We start from the raw sequence: 14,911 nt of genomic DNA on the forward strand, positions 1-14,911 counted from the left end.
TCATTTACTTTTCGACGAACGCACGCTCGAAGACGTAGTGACCGGGCGTACCGATCCGCGGCGAAGTCTGGAAGCCACGGGCGTCCAGCACGCTGCGCAGGTCGGCCAGCATCTGCGGGCTGCCGCAGATCATGGCGCGGTCGTTTTCCGGGCTCAGTTCGGGCAGGCCCAGGGTGCGCTGCATCTCGCCGCTTTCCATCAGCGAGGTCAGCCGGCCCTGGTTCGGGAACGGTTCGCGGGTCACCGCCGGGTAGTAGAGCAGCTTGTCGCCGATCATCTCGCCCAGGAACTCATGCTCGCGCAGTTCCTTCTCGAACAGCTCGCGGTAGGCCAGGTCCTTTTCGTAGCGCACGCCGTGGGTCAGGATCACCTTGTCGAAGCGCTCGTAGGTTTCCGGGTCCTTGATCACCGACAGCCACGGCGCCAGGCCGGTGCCGGTGCCCAGCAGGTACAGGTGCTTGCCCGGGTGCAGGTCGCTGATCAGCAGGGTGCCGGTGGGCTTCTTGCCGACCAGCACCTTGTCGCCCGGCTTGATGTGCTGCAGGCGCGAGGTCAGCGGGCCGTCCTGGACCTTGATGCTGAAGAATTCCAGGTTCTCTTCCCAGTTCGCGCTGGCGATGGAATACGCGCGCAGCAGCGGCCGCGCTTCGGTTTCCAGGCCGATCATCACGAACTGGCCGTTCTCGAAGCGGAAACCGCTGTCGCGGGTCGTGGTGAAGCTGAAGTAGGCGTCGGTCCAGTGACGGACCTCAAGCACCGTTTCGGCGCCGAAAGCGGAAGACATGGGGAGGGGGTCTGATCTGTGTTGTCCCGCCCAGTTTATCTCAAATGAGATAAATTCTCATTGAACCCCGTTCAGCGATATCCCGCCGCCTGCAGTTCGAACAGCTCGGCGTAGCGGCCTCCCTGCGCCATCAGCTGGGCGTGGGTGCCACTGGCCTCGATCCGCCCACCGGCCAGCACCAGGATCCGGTCGGCCATGCGCACCGAGGAGAACCGGTGCGAGATCAGCACGGCGGTGCGGTTGTCGGACAGCTCCTTGAAGCGCTGGAATACCTCGAACTCGGCGCGCGCATCCAGCGCGGCAGTGGGTTCGTCCAGGATCATCACCTGCGCATCGCGCATGTAGGCGCGGGCGATGGCGATCTTCTGCCACTGGCCGCCGGACAGGTCCACGCCCTGCTTGAAACGGCGCCCGATCAGCTGCTCGTAGCCCTGCGGCAGCCCGGCGATCACATCTTCGGCCATGCCACGGCGCGCGGCGTCGCGGATGCGCGCATCGTCGGTCATCGCTTCGACCAGGCCCACCCCGATGTTCTCGCCGGCACTGAGGTTGTAGCGCACAAAATCCTGGAAGATCACCCCCATGTTGGCGCGCAGGTCGTCCAGGTCGTAGTCGCGCAGGTCGCGGCCGTCGAGCAGGATGCGGCCTTCGTCCGGGTCGTACAGCCGCGCCAGCAGCTTCACCAGCGTGGTCTTGCCAGCGCCGTTCTCGCCGACCAGGGCCAGCACTTCGCCCGCGCGCAGCTCGAAATCGAGATGGCGCACCGCCCAGCTTTCCGCGTCGGGATACTGGAAGCCCACGTTCTCGAACACGAAGCCCTGGGTGATCGGCTGCGGCACCGGCACCGCGTCGGGGCGCGAATGGATTTCCGGCTGGATCTGGAAGAACGAAAACAGATCGTCCAGGTACAGCGCCTGGCTGGCCACCTGCGAAAAGCCGATCAGCAGGCCTTCCAGCAGCTGGCGCAGGCGCAGGAAGCTGCCGGCCAGGAAGGTCAGGTCGCCGATGGAGAAGTCGCCGCGCACCGTGCGCCAGGCGATGTAGGCATAGGCGGTGTAGTAGCCGAGCGTGCCCAGGGCGGCCAGCAGGGTGCCCCAGAACGCGCGTTTGCGCGCCAGCGCGCGGTTGGCGCGGAAGAACTTGTCGGCCAGGAACCGGTAGCGGTCGATCAGGAAGCGGTGGAGGTTGAAGATCTTCACCTCCTTGGCGGTTTCCACGCTGGCACCGATCTGGCGCAGGTAGTCCAGCTGGCGGCGCTCGGGGGTCCACTGGAAGTTCAGGCTGTAGCCGGCCGCGTTGAAGTGCGATTCGCCGATGAACGCCGGCACCAGTGCCACGCCCAGCAGCAGGATCAACCACGGCGCGTAGACCAGCAGGCCCACCGCCAGGCTGGCCACGGTGATGGCGTCCTGGACCTGGCCGAACAACTGGCTCATCAGGTTCATCCGGCCCATGGTCTGGCGCCGGGCGCGGTCCAGCTTGTCCTGCAGGTCCGGGTCCTCGAAGTCCTCCAGGTCCAGCTCTGCCGCGTGTTCCATCAGGCGCACGCTGGTGACGTTGGTGAACAGCTCCGAGAGCAGGGTGTCGGCGTAGCTGACGATCCGGCCGAGCAGGTCCGAGGCGATGGCCAGGCCGAATTCCAGCGCCAGCAGGCCCAGCAGGGGATTGAGCAGGCCGCTGTACAGCGCTTCATCGAACGGCGGGAAGCCGGCCTCGTGCCGGCTCAGCAGCAGCGCCGCATCGATGATGAGCTTGCCCACGTACAGCATCGCCACCGGCAGCAACGCGCGGATGACGCGCAGCCCCAGGCTGGCGCTGGCCAGTGCCGGGCTGGTCTGCCAGACCTGGCGCAGGAACGGGGGCAGGTTGCGCATCGCCTGGAAGCGTTCGCGCAGGCTGGGATTCTTAGGGCCGGAAGCGCCGGCGGCGGGGGAGGCGGGCATGGCCGACATTGTGCCTGCCATCGCTGTGAAGCCCGGTTGTTTACCAGGGGGTGTCATCCTGTAAGTCCGGCCGGGATTGCCTGCTGTGACAGGGCCCGGCGCAGTTGTCGGGAGTGATTCCCACCACCGCCGGGCCGGGGCGCTAAAATGGTGGGCTTACCCCCGCCAGCCCCGAGCAAGCGAGCATTACGTGACATCGATCAAGCAGGAAGACCTCATCCAGTCCATCGCCGACGCGCTGCAGTACATCTCGTACTACCACCCGGTCGACTACATCAAGAGCCTCACCGCCGCCTACGAGCGCGAGGAGTCGCCGGCCGCGAAGGAAGCGATGGCCCAGATCCTGATCAATTCCCGCATGTGCGCCGAAGGCCATCGGCCGATCTGCCAGGACACCGGCATCGTCACCGTGTTCCTGGAAGTGGGCATGAACGTGCGCTGGGACGACGCCACCATGAGCCTGGAAGACATGGCCAATGAAGGCGTGCGCCGCGCGTACAACCACCCGGACAACAAGCTGCGCGCCTCGGTGCTGGCCGATCCGGCCGGCAAGCGCGTCAATACCAAGGACAACACCCCGGGCGTGGTCAACATGAAGATCGTGCCGGGCGACACCGTGGACGTGATCGTGGCGGCCAAGGGCGGCGGTTCGGAAGCCAAGAGCAAATTCGCCATGCTCAACCCGTCCGACTCCATCGTGGACTGGGTGCTCAAGACCGTGCCGACCATGGGCGCCGGCTGGTGCCCGCCAGGCATGCTCGGCATCGGCATCGGTGGCACTGCTGAAAAGGCGATGCTGCTGGCCAAGGAATCGCTGATGGAGCCGATCGACATCAACGAACTCAAGGCCCGTGGCGCCTCCAACCGCGCCGAAGAACTGCGCCTGGAGCTGTATGACAAGGTCAACGCACTTGGCATCGGCGCACAGGGCCTGGGCGGCCTGACCACGGTGCTGGACATCAAGGTCAAGGACTTCCCGACCCACGCGGCCAACCTGCCGGTGGCGATGATCCCCAACTGCGCCGCCACCCGCCACGCCCACTTCACCCTGGACGGCAGCGGCCCGGTGATGCTGGACCCGCCGTCGCTGGAAGACTGGCCGCAGATCACCTACGACGCCTCCAAGGGCACCCGCGTCGACCTGGATACCATCACCCCGGAAGACGTGGCCAGCTGGAAGCCGGGCGAGACCCTGCTGCTCAACGGCAAGCTGCTCACCGGCCGCGATGCCGCGCACAAGCGCATGGTGGACATGCTCAACAAGGGCGAGCCGCTGCCGGTCGACCTCAAGGGCCGCTTCATCTATTACGTGGGTCCGGTCGATCCGGTCCGCGAGGAAGTGGTGGGCCCGGCCGGCCCGACCACCGCCACCCGCATGGACAAGTTCACCCGCCAGGTGCTGGAACAGACCGGCCTGCTGGGCATGGTCGGCAAGGCCGAGCGCGGCCCGGCCGCGATCGAGGCGATCCGTGACAACAAGTCGGCTTACCTGATGGCGGTGGGCGGCTCTGCCTACCTGGTGTCCAAGGCGATCAAGGCGGCCAAGGTGGTCGGCTTTGCCGACCTGGGCATGGAAGCGATCTACGAATTCACCGTGCAGGACATGCCGGTGACCGTGGCGGTGGATTCCACGGGTGAATCGGTGCACATCACCGGCCCGCGCGAATGGCAGGCGAAGATCGGCAGGATCCCGGTGGTCGTGGCCTGATGCTTCTTGAACAACGGCGCTTCTGGGCGCCGTTGTTCGTTCTACCGACGCGCGCATAATCAGGGCCTTCCCAACCGCAGGTCCCGCGCATGGCCACCACGTTGTACGGATCCTCCAGCACCGCCTCGCTGGTGGTGCATTGGCTGCTGATCGAACTGGGCATCGAGCACAAACTGGTGCTGCTCGATTTCGATACCCGCGAGCAGAAATCGGCCGATTACCTGGCCCTCAACCCGGCCGGTCGCGTGCCCACGCTGGTGATCGGCAGCCAGGTCCTGACCGAAGCGGCGGCGATCGCCCTGCACCTGGCCGACCTGCACCCGCAGGCGGGGCTGCTGCCGGCGCCGGGCACGCCCGAGCGTGCACAGGCCTATCGGTGGATGTTCTGGTGCGCCAACACCCTGCAGCCGGCGTATCGCGCGTGGTTCTATGCCGATGAAGTGGCCGGTGCGGACAACGTGGACGCGGTACGCGAGGGCGCGCGCCAGCAGCTGGAAGCGGGGTGGACACGGTTCGCCGAGCACCTGCAGCAGGCGGGGCCGTACGTGCTGGGCGAACGCATCAGCGTGGTCGATTTCATGCTGGTGATGCTGATGCGCTGGTCACGCAACATGCCGCGCCCCAGCGATACCTGGCCGGAACTGAAGGCCTACGCAGAGCGCATCAAAGCGCGCCCGGCGTTCGCCGAAGCCTACCGCCGCGAAGGCATCACCGACTGGCGGTGATACCGCGTAGCGCCGCGCCCGGCGTGGCTGCGGCGCAGCGTCAGTACCACTCCAGCAACGACACACCCAGGCCGATGTAGGTCGCCTTGTGGTTGTAATCGATCATGCTTTCACCGTACCCATCGAAGATCTGCACATGCCCGCGCAGCAGGTTGCTGATCGGGAAGCCGTAATCCAGCTGCAGCGCCCCGTGCGAACGGTCGCCACCGCGCAGTGAATGCCGCGCCATCAGCGAAACTTCGTGGCCGTTGCGGTTCCAGGTCAGGGTCGCGTCGCCGCGGCCCATGTAATCCTCGATGTCCGGGTTGTTGTCGTCTTCGCGGTCTTCGGGCAGGCGGTACCACGGGCGCAGCACCAGCGCCCAGTTTTCGCGGTCCAGGCCGATGTTGGCGATCACCCGGTTCCAGCTGCGCGACAGCGGGTCGGCGCGGCCGTTTGACATGTGGGTGAGGCTGAGCCCGCTCATGCGCCCGCGCCAGCCGCCGATGGAATAGCCGTTGCGGAAGACCATCATGATCTCCGGCTCGTAATTGGTTTCGCGGAACGGGCGCGAGTTGTCGGCGTTGTAGGCCTGCCAGCGCGAGCTCTGGGTATACCCGGCCCAGATGTCGCCGTTGTCGCCGAACACGTTCTCCCAGACCTTGGTCTTGAAGCTCAGCTGGAACTTCAGCTCGTTGCTGTCCAGCTGCTGTGGCGTGGTCACCGTGTTGTCCGGGTTGGGCGAGTGCGGCATCTGGTTCTTGTCGCTGGTCCAGAACGCGGGCAGCAGGTACACCGGCTTGTAGGCGCGCAGCTGGAACGCCCCCAGCTTGGAGTCCTGCGCCAGTTCCCAGCGGCTGTCCAGCAGCGAACCCTTGCCGGCATTGGCCAGCGCGGAATCATGGCCATCGTTCTTGAAAACCTCGCCCAGCCGCTGCTTGACCCGTTCGGTGGGCGGCGCATCGGGCGTGCGCGCCGCCTGGCGCTCTTCGCGACGCTCCTGCTTGGCGGCGGTGGCAGCGGCATCGGCCGCCTGGGTGGTTTCCACCGTGGGCCGGAACAGCTTGTCGTAGCAGGCCAGGCGGGCCACATCGGTGCCCACCAGGGCGCAGGCTTCAGGCGATGCCGGCGTCGGCGCGGCTTCCTGGGCGGCCAGCGGCAGGCTGGCGCTGGCCAGCGCCAAGGCAGAGAACAGGGCCGAACGTGGGCGGTGGGTCATGGAGGCGGGCCGATGAATGGAGGGGAGCGCGGACAGTGTGGCGGCTGCCCGACGTTCCCGCCAGCGCAACGCGACGCACTGACGGGATCAGCGCGTTTATGCCGGTGTCCCCAGTGCGCGCAACGTGAAGCTGGCCGGGCTCAGAAGAACCAGGCGAACGCGAAGATGCCCAGCATCGCGATCACCAGCGCCAGCTTGAGTGCGAACCCCAGCAGGATGCCCAGCCAGGTGGCCAACCCCACCTTGGTGGACCGGCCCAGTTCGCGCGTATGCCAGTACTCGCCGAGCAACGCGCCGGCCAGTGGTCCGGCGAACAGGCCGATCGGCATGAAGAACAAGCCGACGATGCTGCCGATGAACGTACCCCACAGCGCCTTGCGGCTGGCCCCGACCCGCTTGGCGCCCACTACCGTGGCCAACACGTCCACGGCGAAGGAGGTCAGCGTCAGCAGGCCTAGCACTGTCAGCGGTACCCAGCCCACATGCACGAAGCCGTCGCCCCAGGCCGCCACCAGCAGACCGGCGAAGACCAGCGGGATCCCGGGCAGGGCGGGCAGGATGATGCCGGCGATACCGACCAGGACCAGCACCAGGGCGATCAGGTAAAAGATGAATGAAGGGTCCATGCTGTCCAGTATGGTTGTCTATTTGGGGTTGACATACGTGAAATAAGCCAGTTGCTTTTTCATTTTGCCCGGGTTAAGTTGCAGACGCTGAGCTTGGCAAGGTCACCGTGGATCGTGGCCTGATGATGGTAGATCTTCCGATCCGCTCCATCGATGCACCTCGCTTCCCCCTTGCTTGTCAGCCGCCCACAAGGCGTAACCAACTACAAGACAGTCAGGGAGTAAGGAAGATGGCAGAGAAGGGCACCGTCAAGTGGTTCAATGACGCGAAGGGTTTCGGTTTCATCAGCCGTGAAAGCGGTGAGGACGTGTTCGTACACTTCCGTGCAATCGAATCCCAAGGCTTCAAGAGCCTCAAGGAAGGCCAAGCGGTCGAGTTTGAAGTGACCCAGGGCCAGAAGGGCCTGCAGGCCGACAAGGTGCGCCCGCTCTAAGCGCGCACTGCTCCGGTCTGATCGGAACATGGAAAGGGCCCGCGCAAGCGGGCCCTTTGCTTTCACGCTGCAGCGGTGCAGTGGATCAGCGCAGGACTACGCGACCGTTGACCACGCGTACGTAGGTGTTTTCGCGGATCCCGCCGAGGTCACGCTGGTTCACTACCACGGTTCGGCCGTCGTCCATGCGCACGGTGATGTCGAAGGTATCGCTGGTCACGTTCTTCTGGATCTGGTTGCCGGCAAGCGCACCGCCCACCGCGCCCGCAGCGGCGGCGATGTTCTGGTTGCCCTTGCTGCCGCCGGTGTGGTCGGAGATTTCATGGCCGGCCACGGCGCCGACCAGGCCGCCCAGGATCGCGCCGGTGGCGCTGGGGGCGGTGCGGCCGGAGGCCACCTGGTTGATGCGGGTCACGATGCCGCAATCGGCGCAGCGGTTGGTGTTGTAGTTGCCGCTGTTGTTATAGCCGTTGTTGTAGCCGTTGTTGTTGTAGCCGCCGCCGTAGCCAGGCGAGGTGGTGGCACAGCCGGCCAGCGCGACGGTAGCGACGGCGGCGGCAGCAATGAGTTGGATCTTCATGGTGGTTCTCCTGGCCAGAAGGGGTGGTCGTGAATGCGTCTGGGGCGCATGGCGCAGATCCTGTCCTGTCCCGCGTGAACAGGGTGCCAATCCGGCCACCGCTTCGTGGCTGCCAGATGAATCAGCGGAAATCTTGGTGGCAGGCCTTGCAGTCGGTCTGGATCTTTTCGACCAGCTGGCCCATGGCCACGCAGTCGGTAGGCGGCGCCGCCAGCGCGGTGTTGAGCGTGGCGCGCAGGCCGCTGGCGTGCTGCTGGAACTGCGCACTGTCCTTCAGGTCGGGGAACGCAAGGTCCAGATCGTTGGACAGCGAGCGCAGCGTCTGCAGGCGCGGCACGCTGTCGGCCAGGCTGCAGCGGTTCTGCGCCTGCGCATCGCGCAACAGCGCCACCTGGCGCTCCATCACGTGCATCAGGCTGCCGGGGAACGGGTCCTGGCGGGCCTGGATCGCGCGGGACACCATCACCGTGGCGACCAGGCCGATCACCAGCCCCAGGCCTGCGACAAACAGGTAGCGGTAAGCGGCGGACGGGCGGCGGGTGGGGACGGGGGCATTCATGCGGGTGGCTTCCTTGTGGGTGGCTCGCTGCATCCTACCGCTGGCCGCATCACGAACGTACGTGGCGGGCGCCGGGCCGTCTAAAATGGGCGGCATGAACGACGTATTGCGCGAACGCTTTGCCGGCATCGACCGGTTGTATGGGGTGGGCACCGTGGACCAGCTGTCGCAGCGCCGGGTGGCGGTGGTCGGCATGGGCGGGGTGGGCTCGTGGGTGGTGGAAGCGCTGGCGCGCACGGCGGTGGGGCACCTGACCCTGATCGACGCCGACGACATCTGCGTGTCCAACACCAACCGCCAGCTGCCAGCACTGGCCGGGCAGTACGGGCGCAACAAGGCCGAGGCAATGGCCGAGCGCTGCGTTGCGATCAACCCGGACATCAGCGTTGATGCGGTTGCTTCCTTCCTGACCGTGTCGAACATGGTCGAGCTGCTCGACCGCGACTTCGACCTGGTCATCGACGCCTGCGACAGCTTCCGGGTCAAGGTGGAAACCATTGCCTGGTGCCGCCGCCGCAAGCTGCCCATCCTCACCGTGGGCGCGGCCGGTGGCCGTACCGACCCGACCCTGGTGCGCATCCGTGACGTCTCGCGCACCGAGCACGACGCCATGCTGGCCCTGATCCGCAAGAAGCTGCGCAGCGATTTCAACTTCCCGAAGAACGCCTCGCGCTACTTCGGCGTACCGGCGGTGTACTCGCTGGAAAACGTGAAGTACCCGCAGGCCGATGGCAGCGTGTGCGGGGTACGCCCGCAGCTGGGCGCCGATGCCGCGTTGAAGCTGGACTGCGGCGCGGGGCTGGGCGCGGCCACGCATATTACCGGCGCCTTCGCGTTCGCGGCGGTGGGCAAGGCGTTGGAGATGCTGTTGAAGAGCAAACCTGCACGGGTCTAGCGCATCGAGCTACTGCCTTGCGTTTTCGCCCCCGTATTCGCCTTACGAATTGGCGCGGCGATTCCTCACCTGTGTGCCCGGTTTTCGATGATGCAGGCAAACGATTCAAGCAGACACAATTGACGGCATTGGAAGCGATCTGGAGTCGCTTTATTTGTGGTCAAGGAGGGTCTGATGCGCGTCCTTTGCGCGGCATTGTTGTTGCTGGTGGGAAGTGGGGCCGGTTATCTCTGGCTCCGAGCCTCCGAATCAGTCGTGGATGCACCATTCAAGTCCGTGCGGATCGGCGCGGCTGCAGAAGCGACGCAGGTGCGCCACGGTTACCGCAGCAACCCGGCGTCCCCGGAGTCGGCAACGCGCAGGCAGTTGATCCAGGGTCGTGCCTATTACATCAAGTCCCCACCGATGGATCTTGAAGGTGATGCCTTGGAGTTCGTCAGCCAGAGGCTGGCGGCAGCTCGAGGCGGAAGCGGTCTGGCCAGCTATGAAATTCACCTGCGCATTGATTCATGCAGGAGGGCAATGAAGCCTGGCGACCAGGGCGTCTATCTTGCCTATGCGCGGGAAGGCCTTGGTCAGCAATATATGCGCGGTGTGGAGAAGGAGCTTCAGAACTGCGCCAAGCTTCTATCCAGCGGCGATCTGCTGGATGAAAACTGGCTCGAACAGGCTGCCCAGCAAGGCGAAGTTGAAGCGCAGCTGCTGTATGCGCGGGATCCCGCCGCGTCGCTTGGGACGTTGGGTGACATCCTGGCAGACCCTGAGCGAGCACTTGAGTACCGCAGATTGTCGGTCTCCCTCCTCCAGCGCGCTCTGCAGTCAGGAAGCCTGGATGCCCTCGATGCGCTTGGCGACATCTATCAGCGCGGCATCCTTGCACCCAAGGATCTCTCTGCCGCCTACGCGCACAAACTCGCACTCCAGCAGATTGACGCCATGCCGTCCCGCAGCAGGGAGTTGGCGGCGCTTCGTAACGCGCTCTCTGCCGCTGAAGTCTCGGCGGCGGAGATGGCTGCGAGTGAAATCAGAAGAACCTGCTGCATCCGATAAAGGAATGTTCGATGAAACGATGGAAGATTGCCGTCTTTGCCGTAAGCGTGTGTGCGGTTCCAGTTGCGGTCGCCGCCTGGTCGATCGGATCGGGATCCGGAACCTTCGGACCTTTGCATTGCAATGCATGCTGGGGACAAGCTCCGATCCCGGATATGTCAACCAGAGCGTTCATCAGGAAGTATGTCGATGACAACGCCTACCATGCATATGGAAAAACGTTTTACAAGCAGAATCCCGGCGACAAAATCATCGTCTGCAACGGAGAGGTCTGTACCACCTACGAGATGACCGATAGCAGGGACTGGAACGGCATTCACCGTGAAGCCATCGTTGGACAAAGGCCGGGGGGCGGCAGTGGCACTGGCGGCGGTGGAGCTGGCGGAGGCGGCTACTCTGGACCAATTGGCGGCGGTAGCTATGGTGGCGGGAGCGGGTACACGGGAAGCGTCACCGTCGGAGGTCCAACCCCTGAAAAGCCGTCGCGTCCCACACATCAAGACTGAAGCTTCTTCGTGTCGTCGGCCGGGGTCAAAGCCACGCAGGGCGTGGCTTTAGCTGAGGGCGAACAGCCTGCGTGCGTTTGCTGCGGTCTGTCCGGCAATCGCCTCCACTGACTCGCCGCGCAACCGCGCGACGGTTTCGGCAATCACCGTCAGCCGCGCCGGCTCATTGCGCTCGCCGCGGATACCGGCGTCCGGCTGGTCCGGCGCATCGGTTTCCAGCAGCAGCTGCTCCAGCGGCAGCTGTGCGACCAGTCGCTGCAGGCGCTGGGCGCGGTCATAGGTCAGCGGACCGCCCAGGCCGACCAGGAAACCGAGTTTGTGCAGCTGCGCGGCCTGTTCCGGGCTGCCCGGGAAGCTGTGGATCACGCCACGTAATCCGCCGACCTGTTTGATTGCCGCGATCACCGCATCCACCGCGCGCCGGGCATGCACGATCACCGGCAGGTCGAACTCGCGCGCGATTCTCAGCTGCCCGTCGAAGTAAAACTGCTGCTGTTCGGCATCCAGGCCTTCCACGAAGAAATCCAGTCCGCATTCGCCCACCGCACACGGCTGCTCGCGGGCGATCCACTCGCGCAGCTGGTCCAGGTGCTCCGGGCGATGCTGGTCCAGGAACATGGGGTGCAGCCCATACGCCGGATACAGCCCGTCGGCCAGCTGGCAGGTCTCACGCAGCTTGGGCCAGCTGGCGGCGGTCACCGCGGGCACCACCTGTGTTCGGACACCTGCCTCCTGCGCACGGGCGATTACCTGGGCGCGGTCGTGATCGAATTCGTCCGCGTCCAGGTGGCAGTGGCTGTCGATCAGGCTCACGCGTCGCGCCGGTCCAGGCGCGGCGGCAGGGTATCGCTGCGGCGCTTCCAGTTGGCCAGCAGCAGCGTGCCCAGCCCGAACAGGATTTCATCCACGAACGGAATCGGGTCTGGAATGAACAGTGTTACCGCGAACAGCGCGGCGGTGATCTTGAACAGCGTGGGGTAACGCAGTCCGCGCGCCCATTTCATGACGGGTAGCAGCAGGGGACCGGGCATCGCACTCTCCTCGACAAGTGGTGTAAACGCTATCACGAGCCCTGCGACGACAGAACCTGAATGGGGAGGCGGGTCGTAAGCGTCATGTGGAGATACCGTTCAGGGTTCGCATGCTGGAATCCACATCAAGAACGTTGCGGATCGCCCGCAGGGAGTCGGATATGAAAAGCACAACTACTACTGTCCTGGTCGCTGCAGGCGCCCTGCTGGTCGGGGGCATCGCCACCGCCGCCTTCATGAAAAGCGGTAGCTCCACCGACCCGGTTACCGCCGCGCAGACCCGTCCGAGCCTGGACACCACGCCGCTGGCCGACGATGGTGCGCGCACCGACGAACTCGCCGTGGACAAGGCCGGCCGGCTCGAATACGCCGACGTGGTCAAGGTCGATCCGCTGACCCAGAAGGAAAAGGCTTACGCCACCGTGATCGGCACCGAGCCGGTGCGTGAGACCTCCACCACCCAGACCCCGCACGAGGTCTGCAACGACGTGGTGGTGCAGGAACGCCTGCCCGAGCGCGACGGCAATGTCGGCGGCACCGTGGCCGGCGCCGTCATCGGCGGCCTGCTGGGCAACCAGGTGGGCGGCGGCAATGGCCGCAAGGCCGCCACCGCCGCCGGCGCCGTTGCTGGCGGCGTGATCGGCAATCAGGTGGACAAGCGCCATGTCGGTGGCCGCGTGGTCAACCGCACCGAGCGCCAGTGCCACACCGAGACGGCCACCTCCGAATCGACCAAGGTCACCGGCTACAACGTGACCTACCGCAATGAAGACGGCACCACCGGCACCATGCGCATGGCCAGCAAGCCGGGCAACCGCATCGCCATGGGCACCACCAGCAACGTCACCGGCTACGACGTGACCTACCGCTACGACGGCGTTGAAAAGACCGTCAAGATGGCCAACAAGCCCAGCAGCGACCGCCTGCCGGTCGTCGACGGCCAGCTGGTCACCCAGACCGCCGCGCTGGATACCGCCCGCCAGTAATCGGGGCGCTGTGCAGTACGTACTAAGAGGCCGGCATCTTGCCGGCCTCTTTCGTTCTGCGAAGATGGCACCCGGCTTACCAACGGGGTACCCCATGAGCATTTTCGATCTGCGCCTGGAAACCGACCGGTTGATCCTGCGCCCGCCACGCGCGGAGGACTTCGACGCCTTCCTGCAGTTCTGCACCGATCCGCAGGTGATGCAGCACCTGGGCGGGGTGCAGGCGCCGTCCCAGGCCTGGCGCAGTTTCAGCTGCCTGGCGGGCAGTTGGCACCTGTATGGCTTCTCGATGTTTTCGGTGATCGAGAAGAGCAGCGGCGACTGGGTGGGGCGCATGGGGCCGTGGCAACCGCTGGACTGGCCTGGGACCGAAGTCGGTTGGAGCATCCGCCACGCCAGCTGGGGCAAGGGCTACGCACCGGAGGCGGCGGTTGCCGCCATCGACTGGGCGTTCGACACGCTCGGCTGGGACGAGGTGATCCACACCATCGATGCGGCCAATGAGAACTCCAAGGCCGTCGCGCGCAAGCTGGGCAGCACGTTGCTGCGCATGGGCGAGCTGCCGCCGCCGCATGACGGCAAGCCGATCGAGATCTGGGGACAGTCGCGCCACGAGTGGCGCCGAACGGGGGACGGAGGAGGTTAAGTCCACTTAACCACCTCCGTCCCCTTTTTGGGCGATGCTCGGCGCGGTCGTCCGTTCGGCTCAGTTGGAGGGTGTGCATGGTTGCCGTGGTTCCCGATCCGATTCCCGCGCGCATGAAAGGCCTGAACCGGGCCGAGGTCTGCGACGCCAACTTCATAGAGTTCGTGCAGTGCTGGGACGGACAGGCAGCATCCCGCCCCGCCAGCGATGCGCCGATCCTGCCGGGCAGCACGCTGGATGCGCAGGGCTTCGATGCGCTGTTCGAGTCGCAGCTGGTCAGCCGGCACCTGGACCTGATGGCGCGCGTGCTGCGCGTGCAGAACAAGGTTTTCTACACCATCGGTTCGTCCGGCCACGAAGGTAATGCGCTGGTGGCGCGGCTGGCCCGGCACACCGATCCGGCGTTCCTGCATTACCGCTCCGGCGCGTTCATGGCCGAGCGCTTCCGCCAGCTGCCAGGCATGGACCCGGTGATGGACGCGGCGCTGTCCTTCGCTGCCAGCCGCGACGATCCGGCCAGCGGCGGGCGCCACAAGGTCTGGGGCAGCAAGCCGCTCTGGGTGCTGCCGCAGACCTCCACCATCGCCTCGCACCTGCCCAAGGCGCTGGGCACCGCGCTGGCCATTGAAACCGCGCGCCGCATCGGCCATGGCCTGCCGATTCCGGACGACAGCGTGGTGATCTGTTCCTTCGGCGATGCCTCGGCCAACCACGCCACCGCGCAGACCGCGTTCAACACCGCCGCCTGGGCTGCCTACCAGCGCCTGCCGGCACCGGTGCTGTTCGTGTGCGAGGACAATGGCATCGGCATTTCGGTGAAAACGCCGGACGGGTGGATTGCCGACAGCTTCAGTCACCGGCCCGGCCTGGACTACTTCTTCGCCGATGGCCTGGACCTGGCCAGCGGCCACGCGCAGGTGCAACGCGCGCTGGAGCATTGCCGCCGCACCCGTCGCCCGACGTTCCTGCACCTGCGCACCACGCGGTTGATGGGTCACGCCGGGACGGATTTCGAGATCGAGTGGCGGCCGCTGCAAGAGCTGTGCGCGGCAGAGGCGGCCGATCCCCTGCTGCGCTCGGCGCAGATCGCGTTGGAGTCCGGTTGGATGACGCCCGCCCAGGTGCTGGCGCGTTACGAGGCGATGCGCGCGCGCTGCTTCGCTGCCGCCGACGCGGCCGACCAGCGGCCCAAGCTGGGCGAGCTGGCCGAGATCATGGCGCCGCTGGCGCCGTACACCCA

17 protein-coding genes are annotated in these 14,911 nt (G+C 65.6%); 9 read left to right on the plus strand and 8 right to left on the minus strand.

The annotated features are described in order from the left end of the window. Positions 1 to 4: 4 nt before the first annotated feature. Together ACQG3P_RS17460 and ACQG3P_RS17465 are read right to left on the minus strand one after the other, a co-directional pair. Positions 5 to 784 (minus strand): ferredoxin--NADP reductase, encoded by a 780-nt coding sequence (locus tag ACQG3P_RS17460; RefSeq protein ID WP_068853026.1) that lies wholly within the window; start codon positions 782 to 784, stop codon positions 5 to 7. A gap of 71 nt (positions 785 to 855) precedes the next feature. Continuing rightward, the gene (locus ACQG3P_RS17465) at positions 856 to 2,727 is read right to left on the minus strand and encodes an ABC transporter ATP-binding protein (protein WP_068853025.1); all 1,872 of its coding nucleotides are present in this window, start codon (positions 2,725 to 2,727) and stop codon (positions 856 to 858) included. A gap of 190 nt (positions 2,728 to 2,917) precedes the next feature. Between ACQG3P_RS17465 and ACQG3P_RS17470 the strand changes: the two genes are divergently transcribed. After that, on the plus strand, positions 2,918 to 4,435 hold the full coding sequence (locus tag ACQG3P_RS17470; RefSeq protein WP_426805763.1) for a fumarate hydratase: 1,518 nt from the start codon (positions 2,918 to 2,920) through the stop codon (positions 4,433 to 4,435). Positions 4,436 to 4,524: 89 nt separating this feature from the next. Beyond that, on the plus strand, positions 4,525 to 5,160 hold the full coding sequence (locus ACQG3P_RS17475) for a glutathione S-transferase family protein (RefSeq protein ID WP_426805764.1): 636 nt from the start codon (positions 4,525 to 4,527) through the stop codon (positions 5,158 to 5,160). 40 nt (positions 5,161 to 5,200) lie between these two features. Here ACQG3P_RS17475 and ACQG3P_RS17480 read toward each other — a convergent pair whose 3' ends face one another. Continuing rightward, positions 5,201 to 6,358 (minus strand): phospholipase A, encoded by a 1,158-nt coding sequence (locus ACQG3P_RS17480; protein WP_184126648.1) that lies wholly within the window; start codon positions 6,356 to 6,358, stop codon positions 5,201 to 5,203. Positions 6,359 to 6,498: 140 nt separating this feature from the next. Beyond that, on the minus strand, positions 6,499 to 6,984 hold the full coding sequence (locus tag ACQG3P_RS17485; RefSeq protein ID WP_426805765.1) for a DUF456 domain-containing protein: 486 nt from the start codon (positions 6,982 to 6,984) through the stop codon (positions 6,499 to 6,501). Positions 6,985 to 7,214: 230 nt separating this feature from the next. Here ACQG3P_RS17485 and ACQG3P_RS17490 point away from each other — a divergent pair, with 230 nt between their 5' ends. After that, positions 7,215 to 7,418, plus strand: a complete 204-nt coding sequence (locus tag ACQG3P_RS17490; RefSeq protein WP_184126650.1) for a cold-shock protein — start codon at positions 7,215 to 7,217, stop codon at positions 7,416 to 7,418. Between the two features lie 85 nt (positions 7,419 to 7,503). Here the strand turns inward: ACQG3P_RS17490 and ACQG3P_RS17495 are convergent, their stop codons facing one another. Both ACQG3P_RS17495 and ACQG3P_RS17500 read right to left on the minus strand, forming a co-directional pair. Further along, positions 7,504 to 7,998, minus strand: coding sequence for a glycine zipper 2TM domain-containing protein (locus tag ACQG3P_RS17495; protein WP_068853017.1), 495 nt, complete (start codon positions 7,996 to 7,998; stop codon positions 7,504 to 7,506). 121 nt (positions 7,999 to 8,119) lie between these two features. Then, entirely contained in the window at positions 8,120 to 8,557 is a 438-nt protein-coding gene (locus ACQG3P_RS17500) for a cytochrome c (RefSeq protein ID WP_095362767.1), read from the minus strand. Positions 8,558 to 8,651: 94 nt separating this feature from the next. Here ACQG3P_RS17500 and ACQG3P_RS17505 point away from each other — a divergent pair, with 94 nt between their 5' ends. From ACQG3P_RS17505 to ACQG3P_RS17515, 3 genes are all read left to right on the plus strand, one after another. Then, positions 8,652 to 9,452 (plus strand): tRNA threonylcarbamoyladenosine dehydratase, encoded by an 801-nt coding sequence (locus tag ACQG3P_RS17505; protein ID WP_093532586.1) that lies wholly within the window; start codon positions 8,652 to 8,654, stop codon positions 9,450 to 9,452. 174 nt (positions 9,453 to 9,626) lie between these two features. Further along, positions 9,627 to 10,502 (plus strand): hypothetical protein, encoded by an 876-nt coding sequence (locus ACQG3P_RS17510; protein ID WP_426805766.1) that lies wholly within the window; start codon positions 9,627 to 9,629, stop codon positions 10,500 to 10,502. A gap of 11 nt (positions 10,503 to 10,513) precedes the next feature. Continuing rightward, positions 10,514 to 11,008 (plus strand): hypothetical protein, encoded by a 495-nt coding sequence (locus ACQG3P_RS17515; RefSeq protein WP_426805767.1) that lies wholly within the window; start codon positions 10,514 to 10,516, stop codon positions 11,006 to 11,008. A gap of 48 nt (positions 11,009 to 11,056) precedes the next feature. Here the strand turns inward: ACQG3P_RS17515 and ACQG3P_RS17520 are convergent, their stop codons facing one another. Next, on the minus strand, positions 11,057 to 11,821 hold the full coding sequence (locus ACQG3P_RS17520; protein WP_426805768.1) for a TatD family hydrolase: 765 nt from the start codon (positions 11,819 to 11,821) through the stop codon (positions 11,057 to 11,059). Next, entirely contained in the window at positions 11,818 to 12,039 is a 222-nt protein-coding gene (locus ACQG3P_RS17525; protein WP_068853007.1) for a DUF6116 family protein, read from the minus strand. Before ACQG3P_RS17525 ends, ACQG3P_RS17520 begins: the two co-directional genes overlap by 4 nt. A 161-nt stretch (positions 12,040 to 12,200) precedes the next feature. Here ACQG3P_RS17525 and ACQG3P_RS17530 point away from each other — a divergent pair, with 161 nt between their 5' ends. The 3 genes from ACQG3P_RS17530 to ACQG3P_RS17540 form a co-directional block, all read left to right on the plus strand. Beyond that, entirely contained in the window at positions 12,201 to 13,025 is an 825-nt protein-coding gene (locus tag ACQG3P_RS17530; RefSeq protein ID WP_426805769.1) for a glycine zipper 2TM domain-containing protein, read from the plus strand. A 94-nt stretch (positions 13,026 to 13,119) separates the two neighbouring features. Then, complete coding sequence (locus tag ACQG3P_RS17535; RefSeq protein WP_426805770.1) at positions 13,120 to 13,671, plus strand: GNAT family N-acetyltransferase; 552 nt, start codon at positions 13,120 to 13,122, stop codon at positions 13,669 to 13,671. 77 nt (positions 13,672 to 13,748) lie between these two features. Beyond that, positions 13,749 to 14,911 (plus strand): thiamine pyrophosphate-dependent enzyme (locus ACQG3P_RS17540; RefSeq protein ID WP_426805771.1); only part of this gene is annotated, 1,163 nt, incomplete at its 3' end.

Source organism: Stenotrophomonas sp. SrG, from assembly GCF_050031795.1.
Taxonomy (GTDB): Bacteria; Pseudomonadota; Gammaproteobacteria; order Xanthomonadales; family Xanthomonadaceae; genus Stenotrophomonas; species Stenotrophomonas rhizophila_A.